Below are 17,040 nucleotides of genomic sequence, written 5' to 3'. Positions count from 1 at the left end.
TGGTCTGACGCTCCCTGGTCTCCGCCCTGCCGTACCCGCGTCGGACCCGCGTCGGACCCGACCGGAGCGGGCACCGATTGTCGGGTACGGCAGGGTGGGTCCTTCCTACGGTGGAGATCAGTAAGGGAAGGACGGGGGTCGGAGTGCTGGAGCACCTGAACCGGGCGATGGAGCACATCGAACGGGAGCTGGACCGTGAGATCGACGTGGCCGGGCTGGCGCGGATCGCGATGACGTCGGAGTACCACTTCCGGCGGTTGTTCTCGATGCTCGCCGGGATGCCGCTGTCGGAGTACGTCCGGCGCCGGCGACTGACCGTCGCGGGGGCCGAAGTCCTCGACGGCGAGCGGACGTTGCTCGACATCGCGGTCCGGTACGGCTACACCTCGGGAGAGGCGTTCGCCCGGGCGTTCCGGGCGATGCACGGCGTCGGACCGGGCGAGGCCCGGCGCGACGGCGCGGTGCTCACCTCCCAGCCCCGGATGTCCTTCCGACTCGTCGTGGAAGGGAGCAGCAGCATGGAGTACCGGATCGTCGAGCGGCCGGACTTCCGGATCGTCGGCAAGAAGGCCCGGGTGACGTTGATCTACGAGGGCGTCAACCCGAAGGTCGCCGAGTTCATCCAGGGGATCGGCAAGGAGACCGTCGAGCGGATCACGGCCCTGACCGGCCGGGACCCGGTCGGCATCGTGTCGGTGAGCGACGGCTTCTCGCCCAACCGGGAGGAGGGGTCCGAATACGACTACTGGCACGCGGTGGTGGCGCGCGAGGACGCCGTCGTCCCGGACGACCTGGACGTCCTGCACGTCCCGGCCGGGACGTGGGCGGTGTTCACCAACAGCGGGCCGTTCCCGGAGGCGCTGCAACGGATGTGGGGCGACGTGGCCAGCCAGTGGTTCCCGTCCAACCCGTACGAGGCCCGCCCGGGCCCGGAGGTCCTCCAGCTCCGCTTTGTCCCGGGCACGCCCGACGCCGAGTCGGAACTCTGGATACCGGTCACCCGCGCTTCGCGCTGACGGGGGGCGCGGGCGGCGGATGACAGATGACAGATGTTGAAATCTGTCATCTGTCATCTGTTACCTGTCATTCGTCATCTGTTACTTGTTACCCGTCAGCCCGCCCGCGCCGGCCTTGTCGGGTCGGGCGCGGCGCTGGGATGCTGACCGGAACGGAACGCCATCCAGGGGGTAGAGACACCGTTGTCCGACTCGTTCCCACTGCGCAGGCCCGCGCCGCCTCCCTGGCTCGCCGACCCCCTCGTCGGGCGGGACGAAGAACTCGCCGAGCTGCTCGTCCATCTGACGAACGGTCCCCTGCCCCGGCCGCGCACGCTCACCCTGCACGGGCGGGCCGGCGTGGGTACGTCGGCGCTGGCGGCGCGGTTGGCGCAGGATGCGGGCGCGGCGCTCGGCTGGCCGGTGTGCTGGGTGCCGTTGTGGAATGGGGAGTTCGATCCCGAGGCGACCTTGGCCCGGCTGTTGGGGCGGCTGGGTGCCCCTCGGCGGGACCTCTTCCGGGGGGACGGTGTCTCCTTCACCTCCTTGGTCCAGAACCACCTCGGCGGCAGGCCCGCCGTGGTCGTCCTGGACGGAGTGCCGTCACTGGAGTCCGCGGAGCCGCTGCTTCAGGCCTTCGCCGCCACCTCCGCGGTGATCGTCCTGACCACCCGCGAGGATCTGTCGGACCGGGGCGTTCCTACCTCGTTCAGGGGGCGGATCCACGCGGTGTCGCCGCTGGGGCCCACGGCAGCCCGCGAGTTGGCCGGCCGGGTTGCCCTCGGCTGGGACCGGCCGCCTGCCGACAGCGAGTCGATGTCCGAACTGATCGCTGCGGCCCAGGGGTTGCCTCGGCTCCTGCGGATCGCCGTGACGCTCCCCGAGGGGGGTAGAGAAGGGCGAGTCCCTCGCCTGGGCGACCCGTCGCCGACCGGCCTGGTCCGCCTCGCCTGTGCCCAGGTGAGCGAGGAGGCGAGGCAGGTGCTGGGGGCCCTGGAGTTCCTGGACGCCCCGGTCTTCGACCTGGCCACCATGGCCCGGGTGATGCGACGGCAGGTGCTCCGGAGTCTGGACGAGACGATTCCGGAGTCCCAGGAGCTACTGAGCAAGGGGCTCGTCCACCATCTGGGCGTCAACCGCTACGTGCTCACGGCGACTCCGGTCGTTCCCTCTCCGTCGGCCCTGTTCGGCCGGGACCCGCGGGTCGAACACGGTCGGCACGGCCTCGGTCTCATCCGGCGTGCCCTGGAGCGCATCGACCGCGCGGAGCCGCGATCGGATGCATTCGGAGCCGACGGTGACCTGGACCAGCGGATGGACGAGATCAACACCATCGTCGACCGGGGCAGCGCGGACGCCGAACTGGACGCGCAACTCCTCTGGCATCTGGCCCAGTACCACGCCCTGCGCGGCAATGCCCACGATCTGATCGCCCTCCGCGGAGCGGTGTCCCGGCTCGGCACCTCCCAGGCGGAGGCCGTGGACCTCGACCGCTGGCTCGGTGTCGTGGCCCGAGACATCGGTGAGCTGAACCGGGCGAAGGCCCATTTGGCTCGTAACCCCGACCAGGCGTGGACGGACTTGGCGGTGCTCCACGTCCACCAGGGTCTGCTGAACGAGGTTCGCCGATTCACCGCCCTGTGTGGGGCGGACGACGGCTGGTCCTGGCTCGCCGACGCGGCGACCTTCCTTGAGCAGGGTGCCCACGGTCGATCGGTGGGTACTCTCGCGAAAGCCGAGGAAGCGCATCGCGCTGTCGGCAGTGGGCGTGGGTTGGCCCACGCCCGGCTCCACCAGGGGCTGTTGGACCTGCTGCGGGGCTCGCCGGGTTCGGCCAACGATCTTCTGCACGAGGCCGACGAGGTCTTCCACCGGATCGGGGACACCCGGGCGTCGGCCTGGGTCGCGACCGGCGTCGGCCGGGCCCACCACCTGCAAGGGGACCACTACTCGGCCCTCGTCGCTCTGCGCTCCGCGCTCGACCGCCATGGCGAGACCGAGGATCTGCGCGGAATCGGGTGGGCCACCTACCAGCGAGCGCTTGTCCTGGCGGATATGGGCGACGGTGAGCAGGCGTGGGAGGACCTGCACGGCGCGCTCAAGGTGTTCAGGCGGTTGTCGGACAATGTCGGAGTGGGTTGGGCGCTCCATCAACTCGACTGGGTGGAACGACACTTCCGGATGCCCGACCATTCACCTGGCGCGCTGTTGGAGGCCGGGCGTGAGTTCGAGTGGGCCGGATGTCCGCGGGGGATTGCCTGGACCCAGTTGGAGCTGGCGTGGCGGGGCAGCCAGGAAGTGCTGGCGGAGCTCGTTGCCCTGGCCGAGAGTGGCTTCGCCCAACTGGGCGACCGCGCGGGTCTGATTTGTGGAGCCTTTGTGCGTGCCGCGCTGTCGGGGAAGGACCTGCGGAGCGCGGCGGGCGCCGCGGCGGACGCGCTACATGCCGCCAACCCGCTGTTCGACGATCGGCTGGAGCTCTGGCTGTCCAGCGGTGACTGGCGCCGTCCGGAACTGCCCCGATGGGCAAGGGATTTCGTCGTTCCGACGGGCACCGTGAACGCGCTCGCGCCGCACGGCCTCCGGAGGAGTGGTCCCGGTCTTGCGCTTCCCGGCGGCAAGTGCCAGGTCCGGTTGGCCCTCCTCGACGGCCATCCGACCCGCGTATTGCTAAGGGTGGTGCCGGGCGTCGACCATCCGTGGGCGCGGAGGGAGGGGGAGCTTCCCTGGCTCTCCGTCGTAGCCACGCCGCTGACGCCCGCCGAGGTCCAGCCGGCCGGTGCGCTGCTGCGGCCGTCGGCAGACCCGGCGCGAGGGGCCGAGTTCCTGCTCGCTCCGCACCGGCCCGGCCTGCACCGCTTTCGTTTCACGATCGCGGACGAGCACACCGGAACCGTTCTCCAGGTGGTGGAGACCGAGATCGCCCTGACCGGTCTCGGTGACGATCCCCTGGATGCGACGCCGAACCCCACGCACGCCCGGAGGGGCTGAGGCAGTGCCGCGCGAACTACCCGTCCGGATCGTCCACAACCCCAGCGCCAACTTCACCCACCTCGGGCACCGCACCGCGACCAGGGCACCCGACCTGACCGTGACCCTGGTGATGACGGCGGACGATGCCATTCACGCCCAGATGTACGGATCCTGCCTGCCCGAACTGGCCGGTGGGCCGCATGCCGCACGGCTCCCGGTGAAGCCGTCCCTCCTCCGTGGTCGGACCGCCAGGCTGTGCGGGCTCTGGAACGACGTGCTGGTCGCCCGCCCGTCGCTCGACGACCACGGCCTGCCGGTGGCGGGCCGGCCGTCGAAGCCGTACACGGAACTCGCGGACCTCAGTGGCCTGCCGGAGGAGGAACTGGTCGAGGCGGTGCAGGAGTTGGCCCTCGTCGGGAGCGCGCTGCTGTGGGACACCCTGCTCGGGAGCGGGGACCGCCCGGTGCGGCTCTTCCGGTCCTACCTGCTGGAGGCGCTCGCGGGGCGCGGCCTGCGGATCCGGTTCGACACGGACCTTCCGGTGCCGTGGCCCATGCTCTGCCTCCCCCCTGAGCGGACCGCGCTGCACGGCCTCGACGGCCTCTTCGACCGCTTCCTCGGCTTCCGCCACCAGATCGAGCAGACCCTGGGCACCTACCCCGTGCCGACCGAGCCCGCCGTGCCCCGATCGCGGCCGGCCGTCAGCCTCAACCACGACACCATGGTCGGCCGCCGGTGCCGCCCCCAGACCGCGGACGTGGCGGCCGCACTCGCCCGGGACACCGAGTTCGTCGAGCGCACGACCCGCAAGGCGCTGCTGGACGATCTGGCCAGGCCCGAACTGGACGAGCAGCTCATGTACTTCTGGTGCCACGGCGTCTTCGTCAACCACGGCTCCCAGCCCCCGCACCTGGCGGTGACGCTGACGGACGCCGTGCCGATCGACGCCCAGTCGGTCATCGAGTGGCGGAGCGGAGCGGGCGAGTCGACCCCGTTCCAGCCGTTCGTGTTCCTCAACGCGTGTCATGCGGGTCTGGCCGGCGAGACGATGGAACGTCCGTACCTGGGGCGTGCGTTGATCGACTCCGGAGCGAAGGGTGTGCTGGGCCCGCTGATCGAGATGCCGCAGATCTTCGCCGCCGAGTACGCGCGGGCGTTCGTCAGCCGTTATCTGGAGGGCCTGGAGACGGCGGGCGAGATCGCCCATGACCTGGCCTGCCACTTCGCCGGGAAGTTCCGCAACCCGCTGGGCTTCGCGTACGCGCTGCACCGCGGGATGGACAGCAGACTGGAGCTCGCACGATGACCGACGCCCCCGACGCCCCCGATGCCCCGCACCTCTGCACCGTCGATCTCGACGAGCACGGGTGGCTCCTCGACCACGGTGTTCCGGTACCCGCCAACCGGCTCCTCGATCAGTTCGCCGAGGTGCTGACCCCGCCCGCCTGGGCCACCGACATCGTCGTGTACGTGCACGGCTGGAGGACGAAAGCGGAGTCGGCGCTCACCGCGGCCGCTCGGCTGCACACCCTGGCGCAGGAGCAGTACGCGGAGCGGGGTGCCGTTCTCTACCCGCAGCTCGAGGAGGGGTTCGCGCCGTGGACGGTGGCGGTCCGGTGGCCGTCGCGAGCCGGCTACGGCACCACCCGGGACCGGGCGCACGCGCTGAGCACCGGCGAGAACGCGCACGCCGCCCGGATCATCGGACAGCTGCTCGGATACCTCGACGAGCGGCGCGGGGATCCGGCCGCGTCGGGTGTGCTCGCGACGCGGAACGGGCAGTTCCTGCACCTCGTGGGGCACTCCTTCGGGTGCCGGGTCCTCTGCGAGGCGGTGCAGTGGGCGGCGGACGGCGTGCACGGAGAGACCCTCGGCTGGTCCAGGCCCGGCCCGCCGGGTCGGGCGTTCACCGTGGACAGCATGCTGCTGTTCCAGATGGCCGCGCCCCGGGACGCCTTTGACACGACGTTCACCGCACTCGCGCAGGCACCGCTGCGGGGCCCGGTGGTTGCCACGTACGCCGAGCGGGACTGGGCGACCGGGCTGTGGCACCGCATCGCCGAGAAGCGGCGCGGCATCGGCAACCAGGGCATCGGCACCACGCCGGAGCCGGTGTCGTCGATCCGCATGCGGGCGGTGGACGCTCCCTATCCGCTCGCCGCACTGGATCACTGGTTCGTCAGTGTGGACGCGAGCGAGGTCTTCGTGAAGGGAGGGGTGCCGGCGGGTGCGCACTCCGACCACCTGCGACCGGAGTCGGCCCACCTGTTGCTGTCCCTGGCGGACCACGCGCGGTGAGACGGGCGGCGGAGGCGGAGGCGGAGGCGGGGGTGACAGGTGACGGCTGACAGATAACAGCTGACAGATGTTGAAATCTGTTATCTGTTATCTGTTATCTGTTATCTGTCGGCTGTCACTTGTCTTCCGGCGCGTACGATGCCCGGGTGGAGGGGGTAGCGGGGAGGGACATCGCGCCGCGGCTGGCAGGTGTGCTGGTGATGGCGGTGGCCGCAGCGTTGGGTTCGGTGCACCTGCTCAAGGGGCTGGGGCGGATCCCGGCGGAGCCGGGTGCCGGGGCGGCGGTGGCCGTGGCGGCGCTCGCGCTGGTGGGGTTGCAGCTGCGGCACCTGTGGGCGGTCCCGGGATTCGCGGTGGCGATGCCGCGGACGGTGGCGCCGGCGGTGGCGCCGGCCGTCTGGACGGTGCTGGAGCTCGCCGTCGCCGCGTTCGCGGTCGGTCCGCTCGGCACCTCGATCGGGCTGCTCTGCCTGCCGGCCGCCTCGCTGCTGCTGGAGCGACGTCCGGCGCTGCTGGGCCTGCTCGGCGCCGGCGCGGTGCTGGTGCAGGCGGCGCGGTCGGACAGCGTCCGCGACACCGTCGACATGACGACCACCGTCGCGATCGGCGGTGTCATGCTCTACGCCGTCACCAGGCTGGCGCTGCTCGCGGCCCGCGTCCACGCCGCGCGGCTCACCCTGGCCGCCTCCGCGGTCACCGCCGAGCGGCTGCGCATCGCGTCCGAGCTCCAGGCCGAACTGGACCGGGGCCTGGCGCAGGTGCACGGCCTGGCCGCGCAGGGCGACCCGGCGCTCCTGGACCGCCTGATCGCCGTCGCACGCCGGACCCTGGCCGCGACCCGCGCCACCGCCGCCGAACTGCGCAGCCTCTCGCTGGCCCCGGAGGCGGCCAGCGCGCGGGCGCTGCTGGCGTCCGCCGGCATCGCCGCGGACGTCCGGATCGGGCACCGCGAGCCGCTCGGGCCGGCCGGGACGGTGCTGGCGACCGTGCTGCGCGAGGCCGTGACGGCGGTCGTCCGGGTCGGCGACGCACGACGGTGCGAGGTCTCCACCGGCGAACGGCTCGACCGGGTGGTGCTGCGCGTGGTCAGTGACGGCGTGCCGACCGCCGCGCTCGGCGCCGAGGTCCTGGACGACCTCGCCGCCCGGGTCCGGGCCGTCGGCGGCCGGCTGACGGCCGGTCTGGAACCGGACGGGCGCTTCGCCGTCGAGGCGGTGGTCGCGGCCACCCCCGCGCCGGAGGCCGCCACCGACCCGCCCGAGCTGCGGACGGCGCTCGGCCTCTACTACTTCCTGCTGGCCGCCTTCTGCGTCAAGGCCCTGCTGTTCGTCCCGGTGCCGCTGCTCGGCTTCGGCGTGCCGTGCGTGCTGGGCTTCTGCGCGCTCCAGATCCGCTTCTCGATCCGGGACGCCACGCACCACGCCCGGCTCGCCCTGCTGGCCTCGGCGGCCGTCGCCCTCCTCCCGCTGCCCTGGTTCGGCCGGAACTGGATCGGCGCGGCCGGAATCCTCGCCGGCTCGCTGCTGATCGCCCTGCCGCTGCGGACCGGCGCGGCGCTCGCCGTCGCGATGGCCGGGGCCGCCGGGCTGATCGTCGGCGCCGGCCCGGGGGCGGCGCTGATCACCGCCCTCAACGCCCTGGTCACCTGCGTGGTCGTGTACGGGGTGCTGCGCCTGGTCCGCCTGGTGCGCGGGCTCCAGGCGGCCGGGTCGGGGCTGGCCCGCGCCGCCGTCGTGACCGAGCGCCTGCGCGCCGCCCGCGACCTGCACGACCTGCTCGGCCACGGACTGGCCGCGATCCTGCTCAAGGCCGAACTCGCCCGCCGTCTGGCGGCCGCCGACCCCGAACGCTGCCTGGCCGAGCTGCGGGACATCGTGGCGCTGGCCGAGCGCGGGCGGACCGAGCTGCACACGGTGGCCGAGGACAGCCCCCGCCTGTCGTTCACCGCCGAACTGGCCTCGGCAGCAGCGGTGTTGGCGGCGGCGGCGATCACGGTGGAGCTGGAGGACGAGCCGGTGCCGGCGCCGGTCGGCGCGGTGCTGGGCGTCGTTCTGCGCGAGGCGGTCACCAACATCCTGCGGCACAGTTCCGCACGCCATGCCCGGATCGCCGCCTCCGTCCGGGAGGGCGTGGCGCGCCTGGAGGTGGAGAACGACGGGGTGCCGGAGGGCATCGGCACACCGTTGTCCGTGCCAGGTAGCAGAATTGACGAACCATCGGCATCGGTCGTCGGCGGCCCGTCCGGTTCCGGGATCGGCGGCCTGACCGTCCGCCTCGCCGGGGTCGGCGGCACCCTGTCGGCCGGGCCGGACGACGGCTGGTACCTGCTGCGCGCCGAGGTGCCGCTCGGCTGACGGACGGACCCGACCGGCAGACGGACAGACCGGCCGAGGGCCTACAGCCAGCCCGCCTCACGCGCGATGCGCACCGCGTCCGTCCGGTTCCTGGCGTTGAGCTTGCCGACGACCGCCGTGAGCACGTTGCGGACGGTCCCCGTCGACAGGTGCAGCCGGGTGGCGATCTCCGGAGGTTCGGCGCCCTCGGCCAGTACCCGCAGCACGTCGTTCTCGCGCGGAGTCAGCGGATTGTCCGCCAAGTCCCAGGCGGTGACGGCGAGTCCGGGGTCCAGCACCCGCCCGCCGCGGGCCACCTCCCGGATCGCCGCCACCAACTCCTGCGGCGGTACGGTCTTCAGCAGGAAGCCGTCGACCTTCGCGTCCAGGGCTCGGCGCAGCAGCCCGGGCCGGCTGAGCGAGGTGAGCATCAACGTCCGGCAGCTCGGCACCTTCTCCTTCAGCGCCGCGGCCGCCTGCAAGCCGTCCGTCCGCCCGGGCATCTCGATGTCGAGCACCGCCACGTCGGGGGTGAAGACCATGGCGCGCGGCACCACGTCGTCGGCGGTGCCGGCCTCCGCGACGACCTCCAGGTCCGGCTCCAGCTCGAGGAGTGCCACCAGCGCGCTGCGTACCACGTGTTGGTCCTCTGCCAACAGCAGTCTGATCATGCGACGACCCTACCCGTGACGATGTCACGGGTGCCGCGTGATCGCGTCCCTGTCCGGGAGATCCGCAGGTCGGCAGGGTGGAGTCCATGAGCGAAGCGATCAGGTTGGAAGCCGTGAGCAAGGTCTACGGCAAGGGCAGGGGCGCGGTCGCCGCGCTGTGCGAGGTGACGGTCGGACTGCCCAAGGGCGGCTTCACCGCCGTGATGGGGCCGTCCGGCTCCGGCAAGAGCACGTTCCTGCACTGCGCGGCCGGCCTGGACCGACCCTCCTCCGGGACGGTCCGGCTGGGGGACACCGACCTGTCGCGGCTCAGCGAGACGAAGCTGACCGAACTGCGCCGCGAGCGTGCCGGGTTCGTCTTCCAGGCCTTCAACCTCGTCCCGTCACTCACCGTCGAACAGAACGTCACCCTGCCGCTGCGGCTGGCGGGTCGGCGCGCCGACGCCGGGCGGCTGGCCGAACTCGTCCGGCGGGTGGGCCTTCAGGAGCGCACCGGGCACCGGCCGGGCCAGCTCTCCGGCGGGCAGCAGCAGCGCGTCGCCGTCGCGCGGGCCCTGATCTCGGACCCGGAGGTGGTCTTCGCCGACGAGCCCACGGGCGCGCTGGACACCATGACCGCCCGCGAGGTGCTGACCCTGTTGCGGCAGACCGTCGACGAGCTCGGCCAGACCATCGTCATGGTCACCCACGACCCGGTCGCCGCCTCCTACGCCGACGAGGTCCTGTTCCTGTCCGACGGCCGGGTCGCCGACACCATGTCCGCACCGACCGCCGCCAAGGTCGCCGACCGCATGATCCGCCTGGGAGCGTGGAACCGATGATGCTCGGCTTCGCCCTCGCCACCCTGCGGCACCGCAAGGCCGGATTCGCCGGCGCCTTCGTCGCCCTGTTCTGCGCCGCCGCCCTGGTCTGCGGCTGCGGGACGCTCCTGGTCACCGGCCTCACCAGCACCGTCCGGCCGGAACGGTACGCGGCGGCGCCGATCGTGCTCACCGGCGACCAGAACGTCCACCGCGTCGAGGACAAGGGCAAGGGGAAGGTCAAGGAGAAGGCCAAGCCGATCGCCGACCACGCCTGGGTGTCCGCCGCCCTCGCCGAGCGCATCAAGGCCCTGCCCTCGGTGCGGTCGGTCGCCACCGAGGTGACGTTCCCGGTGCTGCTGCCCGGCGGGCCCACCAGCGGCTCGTGGGGCCACGGCTGGGAGTCCGCGCCGCTGGCCGGCCTGACCCTTGCCTCGGGGCGCGCGCCCTCGGCCGCCGACGAGGTCGTCCTGGACGCGGCCACCGCCGCCCGCACCCGACTGTCGGTCGGCTCCACCGTGCCGGCCCGCACCGCCTCCGGCACGCTGAACCTGCGCGTCGTCGGTGTCACCGCCCAGGGCTTCGCCGCCCAGACCGGGGTCTACTTCGCCGCCGAGCGGGCGCGGCAGCTGGCCGGCCACGACGGGATGGTCAGCGCGATCGGCGTGTTCCCGGCCGCGCCCTCGGCCGCCGCCGACATCCGGGCGCTGATCGCCACCACCCCGGCCGGCAACACCCAGGCGGCTACCACCTCGGCTGCCACCACCCCCTCGGGCACAGGGACTTCGGCCGGCCCGAGCGCCCAGGCCGGACCGGCCGGACCGGCCGCCGTCGTGCGCACCGGCGACGACCGCGGACCGGCGGAGTTCCCCGACGCCGCCAACGCCGGGGTACGGCTGGTCAGCATGGGCGCCGTCCTGGCCGGCACCTCGCTGATCGTCGCCCTGCTGGTGGTCGTCGGCACGTTCGGTCTGTCGATCCAGCAGCGGCAGCGGGAGATCGCGGTGCTGCGGGCGGTGGCCGCGACGGGGCGGCAGGTCCGCAAGATGATCGGCGGTGAGGCGCTCGCCGTGGGCCTGGCCGCGGGCGCCCTCGGCGCCGTCGCGGGGCTGCCGCTCGGCGGTCTGCTGCACGACCGGTTCGTCGCCCTGCACGTCATCCCGGCGAACCTGCCCGTCGTCCTCTCGCCTTTCCCCGCGCTCGCCGCCGCCCTCGCCACCCTGCTGGCCGGTTGGGGCGCGGCCCGGATCTCGGCCCGGCAGGCCACCGCCATCCGGCCGGTGGAGGCCCTCGGCGAGGCGGAGCTCAAGCCGCCGCGACTCTCCTGGACCAGGCTCGTGTTCGGTGTCCTCGCCGCCGTCGGCGCGGTCGTCCTCACGGCGGTGCTCACCGTGCTGCACTCCGACCAGGCGTCCACCCCGGTCTGCTTCAACGCCGTCCTGCTGTGGTGCACGGCGCTCGCGCTGCTCGGCCCGCCGGTCGTCCGGGGCGCCGCCGCCGTACTCGGCCTGCCGCTGCGGGCCTCCCGGGTCGGCGGCTTCCTCGCCGCCCAGAACCTGCGCGCCGCCGCGCACCGGCTCGCCTCGGTCGTCACCCCGCTGACCCTGCTGATCGCGATGGCCTGCACCATCCTGTTCACCCAGACCACCGTCGACCACGCGGCGGGCACGCAGCGGGAGCACGGGAACGTCGCCGACTTCGTCGTCGGGCCGCGCGTCCCCGCCGACGCCGCCACGGCGGTGGCGGCCGTGCCGGGGGTCCGGACCGTGACCAGGGTGCTGCACACCCAGGTGCGCGACGGCCTGACCAAGCGCAGCGTGCAGGCCGTCACCCCCGAACGCCTCGCCGACACCCTCGACCTCGGCGTCACCACCGGCGACCTCGGCAAGCTGACGGACGGTACGGCGGCGGCCGCCGAGGGGCTGGGCTACCGGGTCGGTGACCGGATCCGCCTCACCCTCGCCGACGGCACCCCGGCCGAGGTCACCGTGGTCGCCGTGTACGGGCGGGGCCTGGGCTTCGGCGACCTCACCCTGGCGCACGGCCTGGTCGCCGCCCACGTGGACGTCCCGCTGGACGACGAACTGCTGGTCCGGGGCGACGGTGTCACCCGGCAGGTTCTGGCCGCGGCCCTGCGGACCGAGCCCGGCCTCGGCGTGCTGGACCGCGCCGCCGCGCAGGCCACGGACAACCGGACGAGCGCGCAGATCGGCTACCTCACGCTCGGCCTGATCATCGCCTTCGTCGCGATCGCCGTCCTGAACACCCTGGCGATGAGCATCACCGACCGCCGGCACGAGTTCGCCGCGCTGCGGCTGACCGGTGCCACCCGCCGCCAGGTCCGGCGGATGCTCGGATGGGAGACCGCGACCTCCGTCGCGATCGCGGCGGTGCTCGGTCTCGGGATCGCGTTCGCCGTGCTCACCACCTACGCCGAGGGCATCACCCGGGGGACCGCGGGGATCGCGATGCCCGGCACGCAGCTCGGCCTCGTCCTCGCGGGCGGCGCGGTGCTCGCGGCCGTCGGCACCTGCCTCCCGGCGCGCGCGGCGCTGCGCAACCGCGAGCGTTCCGCCTGACCCCGGCCCTGCGCCCGGGCCTGTGCCCGGCCTTGTGTCCCGGCCCTGAGCCCGGCGCGGCCGGCCCGTCCCCGGTACGGCTTGCCGCCGCGCCGGGGATGGGCCCTGTTCCGTCAGGTGCGCTCGATCTCCACCTTGGTGATCACGACGTCCTCGGTCGGGCGTTCGCCGTCGGTCGGGGCAGTGGCGATGGCGTCGACCACGGCCTTGGACGCGGCGTCCGCGACCTGGCCGAAGATGGTGTGCTTGCGGTTCAGGTGGGCCGGCGTGCCGACGGTGATGAAGAACTGCGAACCGTTGGTGCCCGGGCCGGCGTTGGCCATGGCGAGCAGGTAGGGCTTGGTGAAGAACAGCTCGGGGTGGAACTCGTCCGCGAAGGTGTACCCCGGGCCGCCGGTCCCGGTGCCGGTCGGGTCGCCGCCCTGGATCATGAACCCGGCGATCACCCGGTGGAACAGCGTGCCGTCGTAGTACGGGCCACTGCCGGGCTCCCCGGTCCGAGGGTCGGTGTACTCGCGGGCGCCCTCGGCGAGTTCGACGAAGTTCCGTACGGTCTTCGGCGCCTGGAACTGGAACAGCTCCAGCCGGATCGGCCCCCGCGTGGTGTGCAGGATCGCGAACAGGCCCTTGGCCATGGAGAACTCCCTCGGTTCGATGATCGGTATCGGTCCGCTGCCACTCTGCCACCTCCGGCGGCGGCGGACGGATGACAGCGAGCAGCGAACAGCGAACAGACAACAGATAACAGATTTCAAAATCTGTCCGCTGTCATCTGTTCGTTGTTACTTGTTCGCCCCCTCGTTCGGCCCAGCACCGGCCGCCCCCCGCCCGGCGGGCCCCGCATGCTGGGGCGGGGGATCGCAGGCCGCAGGCCCCGGGAGGGCTGTGGGCCGCCGTCCGAGGAGTGGGATCACCGATGGTGAAGGCGTTCGGGTTCGTCGACTACGGCGGGCCGGAGACTCAGGAGTTCCTCGACCGGCCGGTGCTCGAAGCCGGCCCGGGGCAGCTGGCGATCACCGTCTACGCGGCCGGGGTGAACCCGGTGGACTGGAAGATCCGCCGCGGGCTGCTCGGCCGGGAGCGTCAACTCCCCGCCGTCATGGGGCAGGAGGCCTCCGGGGTGGTGCAGCAGGTCGGCCCGGGGGTGAGCGCCTTCACGCCCGGCGACGAGGTGTTCGGCATCGCGGCCGCCGGCGCCTTCGCCGAACAGACGCTGCTGCGCGCCGACTTGAGCGCCGTCAAGCCGGCGGGCGTCGGGTTCGAGCAGGCCGCCGTCCTCGCCGTCTCGGTCGCCACCGCCGACGACGCCGTCCGGGACCTCGGCCTCGGCGCCGGGCGGACCCTGCTGATCCTCGGCATCGCCGGCGGCGTCGGCACCGCGGCCGCCCAGATCGCCCGCAGCCGCGGCCTGAACGTGCTCGGCACCGCGAGCGACGCCAACAAGGCGCACGTGGAGGCCCTGGGCGCGGTGCAGGTCCGGTACGGCGACGGTGTGGCCGAGCGGGTCGCCGCGGCGGCCCCCGACGGCGTCGACGGCATCCTCGACCTGATCGGCGGGGACGCCCTGCGGGCCGTCGCCGGCACCCTCACCGACCGTACGAATCTGGTCAGTACGGTCGACCCGGTCACCGCCGCCGAGCTCGGCGGACGGTTCGTGACCCGTTCGACCACCTCCGAGACCCTGGCCGCACTGGCGGCCCTGGTCGCGGCCGGTGAGTTGGACCCGAACATCACCGGCCGCTATCGGCTGGATCACGCCGCCGAGGCGCTGGCGCGCGTCGAGTCGGGCCACGCACAGGGCAAGATGGTCCTCGAAGTCGCTTGAAAGAACTGAGACTTGACGGACCATCCGATCACCTGAGGGTCGGCTGCGAGTCAAGTGACGGTGCGGGCGGCTCCCGACAGTGAGAGCGCGAGAGAGATCCGAGAGCAACCATGAAGCAGAACACCGTGACCACCGGCGGCCCGTGCTGGGTCGAACTGGGCACTTCCGACCCCGCCGCCGCCAAGGCCTTCTACGGCGAGCTGTTCGCCTGGCGTGCGGAGACCGACCCGCGCCCCGAGGCGGGCGGCTACACCCAGATGGTCCTGGGCGACGCCCCGGTCGCCGGCCTCACCCCGCTGTTCACCCCGCAGCAGCCGACGGCGTGGACGGTGTCCTTCGCGGTCGCCGACACGGACGCCACCCTGGCCGCGGTCAAGGACGCGGGCGGCACCATCCTGATGGAGCCCACCGAGGTGTTCGACCTCGGCCGGTTCGCGGTGGCCGCGGACCCGTCCGGGGCGGCCTTCTCGCTCTGGCAGGCCCGCGCGTTCCAGGGCGTCGGCGTGCTCAACGAGCCGGGCTCGCTCGGCTGGGTGGAGCTGCTGACCCGGGACGCGGCCGGGGCGACGGCCTTCTACCCGGCGGTCTTCGGCTGGTCCGTCAGCCCGTCCGAGCAGTACACCCAGTGGGGCCTGGACGGCGCCGACTTCGGCGGGATGCTGGTGATGGACGACCGCTTCCCGCCGCAGGTGCCGCCGCACTGGCTGCCGTACTTCTCGGTGGCCGACGTGGACGGCACGGTGGCCCGGGCCACCGGGCTGGGCGCCGAGGTGCTGCTGGCGGCCACCGATGTGCCGGACGGCCCGCGCATCGCGGTGCTGCGCGACCCCCAGGGCGCCGCGTTCGGCGTCTACAAGGCCGCCACCGAGGGCTGACCCGAGGGCCGCCACCGAGGGCTGACCCGAGGGCTGACCCGAGGGCCGCCACCGAGGGCTGTCCCGAGGGTCGGCACCACCGGCTGGCGGGCCGGGTCAGGCCCGGCGGCCCGCGGAAGGACGGGCGGAGACCCGTCCGCGCCACACCGCCACCACCGAGCCCGCCGTGACCAGCAGCGCCGCCGCGGGCACCACGTCGCCGATCCGGTCGTACCAGGTCAGCGTCCCGGGCTCGGTGAGCGGCAGGCGGACGGTCAGCGCGCCGGTGCCGTCGGTGCCGAGCCGGGCGAGTTCCCGGCCCTGGGCGTCGAAGGCCGCCGAGACCCCGGTCAGCGAGGCCTGGACGGCCGGCCGGCCGGTCTCGGCGGCCCGGATCGCCGCCAGCGAGACGTGCTGCTCGGGCGCCCAGGTGCGCTGGAAGGTCGAGGTCGAGGACTGGTAGACCAGCACCCGGGCGCCGTCCCGCGCGGCGGTGCGGGCCATGTCGGGGAAGGCCGACTCGAAGCAGATCAGCGCGCCGACCGGCAGCGGCCCGCCCGCCCGGTCGACGGCAGGCAGCGGGTGGAAGCCGGTGCCGGGCGCCCGGTTCTCGCCCGCCGCCCGGCTGACCCCGGCGATCCAGCCGAGCACCGGCCGCAGCGGGATGTACTCGCCGAACGGCACCAGCCGGATCTTGCGGTAGCGGTCGACCACGCCGGTCGGGGAGATCAGCACCGCGTCCTTGGAGATCCGCCCGTCGGCCTTGCGCGCGTCCTCCCCGGCGACGAGCTCCGCGCCGGTGGCCGCGGCGAGTTGGCGCAGCCGGTCCAGGGTGGCCCGGTCGCGGTCGAGGTCGGCGGTGGTGCTGCTCTCGCCCCAGACGATCAGGTCGAGTGGCCGTCCGACCAGCGCGGCGGTGGCCTGGGCGCTCGCGTCGAGCCGGGCCTGCGGGTCGTCGACGATGCCGGGCTGGACCAGCGCCACGGTGACCGTCCCGGCCCGTACCGGCGCCTGGCGCAGCGCGAACAGCAGCGGGCCGGCGGCCAGGAGCAGCGCGGCGGCCAGCGCCGCGACGGCGCGCGGCCGCCACTGGGCGGCGGTCAGCGCGATCAGCACCCCGGTGTTGACGGCCACCACGGCCGCGCTGACCAGCCAGATCCCGCCGGCCGAGGCGAGCGCGAGGATCGCCGGGTGCTGCCACTGGGTGGCGCCGAGCAGTGCCCAGGGCCCGCCGAGCGCGTGCCAGGAGCGCGCGTACTCGGCGGTGAGCCAGACCGCCGGGACGACCGCGAGCGCGAGCAGCGCCCGACGTACGGTCAGCGGCGGGTGCAGCAGCCGGTGCACCGTGTACCCGACGCCGCCCTGCATCGCGCCGAACAGGACGGCGAGCACCGGCAGTCCCGGCCCGATGGACGGGACCAGCCAGTACATCGCGGTCAGGATGAAGCCCGCCCCGAACCACCACCCGCGCACCGCCGCCTCCCGCCCGCCGGGCGCCCGCTGCATCAGCAGCAGCCCGGGGACGAGCGCGACCCAGGCCAGCGGGGCGAGCCCGGGCGCGGGGAAGGCGAGCACCGGCAGGGCCCCGGCGGCCAGGGCCGCCACCCGCCCGCGGTACCGCCGCGGCGGGTGCGCCGCCTGTTCGTCGACGGCGGGCGTGCTCAGGACGGTGCTGGTGGGACCGAGGCGGCGCGACATGCCCCGTATTGTCC

At 73.4% G+C, this 17,040-nt stretch carries 12 protein-coding genes; 9 read left to right on the top strand and 3 right to left on the bottom strand.

The window, feature by feature from the left end:
- Positions 1 to 143 precede the first annotated feature (143 nt).
- The 5 genes from ABTY15_RS06530 (at position 144) to ABTY15_RS06510 (ending at position 8,620) form a co-directional block, all read left to right on the top strand.
- A complete protein-coding gene (locus ABTY15_RS06530) occupies positions 144 to 1,016 on the top strand; it encodes an AraC family transcriptional regulator (RefSeq protein WP_350577013.1) in 873 nt (290 codons plus the stop codon).
- A gap of 183 nt (positions 1,017 to 1,199) precedes the next feature.
- Complete coding sequence (locus ABTY15_RS06525) at positions 1,200 to 3,986, top strand: AAA family ATPase (protein WP_350577010.1); 2,787 nt, start codon at positions 1,200 to 1,202, stop codon at positions 3,984 to 3,986.
- A gap of 4 nt (positions 3,987 to 3,990) precedes the next feature.
- Positions 3,991 to 5,274, top strand: a complete 1,284-nt coding sequence (locus tag ABTY15_RS06520) for a hypothetical protein (protein ID WP_350577007.1) — start codon at positions 3,991 to 3,993, stop codon at positions 5,272 to 5,274.
- Positions 5,271 to 6,266 carry a hypothetical protein gene (locus ABTY15_RS06515; RefSeq protein ID WP_350577004.1) on the top strand — a complete coding sequence of 332 codons (996 nt, stop codon included), beginning with the start codon at positions 5,271 to 5,273 and terminating at the stop codon, positions 6,264 to 6,266. Before ABTY15_RS06520 ends, ABTY15_RS06515 begins: the two co-directional genes overlap by 4 nt.
- Before the next feature lie 146 nt (positions 6,267 to 6,412).
- On the top strand, positions 6,413 to 8,620 hold the full coding sequence (locus tag ABTY15_RS06510; RefSeq protein ID WP_350577001.1) for a sensor histidine kinase: 2,208 nt from the start codon (positions 6,413 to 6,415) through the stop codon (positions 8,618 to 8,620).
- A gap of 41 nt (positions 8,621 to 8,661) precedes the next feature.
- Here ABTY15_RS06510 and ABTY15_RS06505 read toward each other — a convergent pair whose 3' ends face one another.
- Positions 8,662 to 9,270 carry a response regulator transcription factor gene (locus ABTY15_RS06505; protein WP_350576998.1) on the bottom strand — a complete coding sequence of 203 codons (609 nt, stop codon included), beginning with the start codon at positions 9,268 to 9,270 and terminating at the stop codon, positions 8,662 to 8,664.
- An 86-nt stretch (positions 9,271 to 9,356) separates the two neighbouring features.
- Between ABTY15_RS06505 and ABTY15_RS06500 the strand changes: the two genes are divergently transcribed.
- Both ABTY15_RS06500 and ABTY15_RS06495 read left to right on the top strand, forming a co-directional pair.
- The gene (locus tag ABTY15_RS06500; RefSeq protein ID WP_350576996.1) at positions 9,357 to 10,091 is read left to right on the top strand and encodes an ABC transporter ATP-binding protein; all 735 of its coding nucleotides are present in this window, start codon (positions 9,357 to 9,359) and stop codon (positions 10,089 to 10,091) included.
- Positions 10,088 to 12,649 carry an FtsX-like permease family protein gene (locus ABTY15_RS06495; protein ID WP_350577218.1) on the top strand — a complete coding sequence of 854 codons (2,562 nt, stop codon included), beginning with the start codon at positions 10,088 to 10,090 and terminating at the stop codon, positions 12,647 to 12,649. The genes ABTY15_RS06500 and ABTY15_RS06495 overlap by 4 nt, the downstream gene beginning before the upstream one ends.
- A gap of 113 nt (positions 12,650 to 12,762) precedes the next feature.
- Here the strand turns inward: ABTY15_RS06495 and ABTY15_RS06490 are convergent, their stop codons facing one another.
- Positions 12,763 to 13,284: a peptidylprolyl isomerase gene (locus ABTY15_RS06490; RefSeq protein ID WP_350576994.1), complete on the bottom strand. Its 522-nt coding sequence runs from the start codon at positions 13,282 to 13,284 to the stop codon at positions 12,763 to 12,765.
- Between the two features lie 281 nt (positions 13,285 to 13,565).
- Between ABTY15_RS06490 and ABTY15_RS06485 the strand changes: the two genes are divergently transcribed.
- A complete protein-coding gene (locus ABTY15_RS06485; RefSeq protein ID WP_350576991.1) occupies positions 13,566 to 14,474 on the top strand; it encodes an NADP-dependent oxidoreductase in 909 nt (302 codons plus the stop codon).
- Positions 14,475 to 14,584: 110 nt separating this feature from the next.
- The gene (locus ABTY15_RS06480; protein ID WP_350576988.1) at positions 14,585 to 15,349 is read left to right on the top strand and encodes a VOC family protein; all 765 of its coding nucleotides are present in this window, start codon (positions 14,585 to 14,587) and stop codon (positions 15,347 to 15,349) included.
- A 96-nt stretch (positions 15,350 to 15,445) separates the two neighbouring features.
- Here the strand turns inward: ABTY15_RS06480 and lnt are convergent, their stop codons facing one another.
- On the bottom strand, positions 15,446 to 17,026 hold the full coding sequence (lnt, locus tag ABTY15_RS06475) for an apolipoprotein N-acyltransferase (protein ID WP_350576985.1): 1,581 nt from the start codon (positions 17,024 to 17,026) through the stop codon (positions 15,446 to 15,448).
- Positions 17,027 to 17,040: the final 14 nt, after the last annotated feature.

It is taken from the genome of Kitasatospora sp. NPDC097643, from assembly GCF_040302625.1.
In the GTDB taxonomy this organism is placed as follows: domain Bacteria; phylum Actinomycetota; class Actinomycetes; order Streptomycetales; family Streptomycetaceae; genus Kitasatospora.
This window is presented reverse-complemented; position numbering and strand designations above follow the sequence as displayed.

Bases quoted from the DNA above. Each gene is read 5' to 3' on its own strand.
- ABTY15_RS06490 (WP_350576994.1), bottom strand. From the start codon at position 13,284: ATGGCCAAGGGCCTGTTCGCGATCCTGCACACCACGCGGGGGCCGATC.
- ABTY15_RS06485 (WP_350576991.1), top strand. From the start codon at position 13,566: ATGGTGAAGGCGTTCGGGTTCGTCGACTACGGCGGGCCGGAGACTCAG.
- ABTY15_RS06495 (WP_350577218.1), top strand. From the start codon at position 10,088: ATGATGCTCGGCTTCGCCCTCGCCACCCTGCGGCACCGCAAGGCCGGA.
- ABTY15_RS06505 (WP_350576998.1), bottom strand. From the start codon at position 9,270: ATGATCAGACTGCTGTTGGCAGAGGACCAACACGTGGTACGCAGCGCG.
- ABTY15_RS06515 (WP_350577004.1), top strand. From the start codon at position 5,271: ATGACCGACGCCCCCGACGCCCCCGATGCCCCGCACCTCTGCACCGTC.
- ABTY15_RS06500 (WP_350576996.1), top strand. From the start codon at position 9,357: ATGAGCGAAGCGATCAGGTTGGAAGCCGTGAGCAAGGTCTACGGCAAG.
- ABTY15_RS06480 (WP_350576988.1), top strand. From the start codon at position 14,585: ATGAAGCAGAACACCGTGACCACCGGCGGCCCGTGCTGGGTCGAACTG.
- lnt (WP_350576985.1), bottom strand. From the start codon at position 17,026: ATGTCGCGCCGCCTCGGTCCCACCAGCACCGTCCTGAGCACGCCCGCC.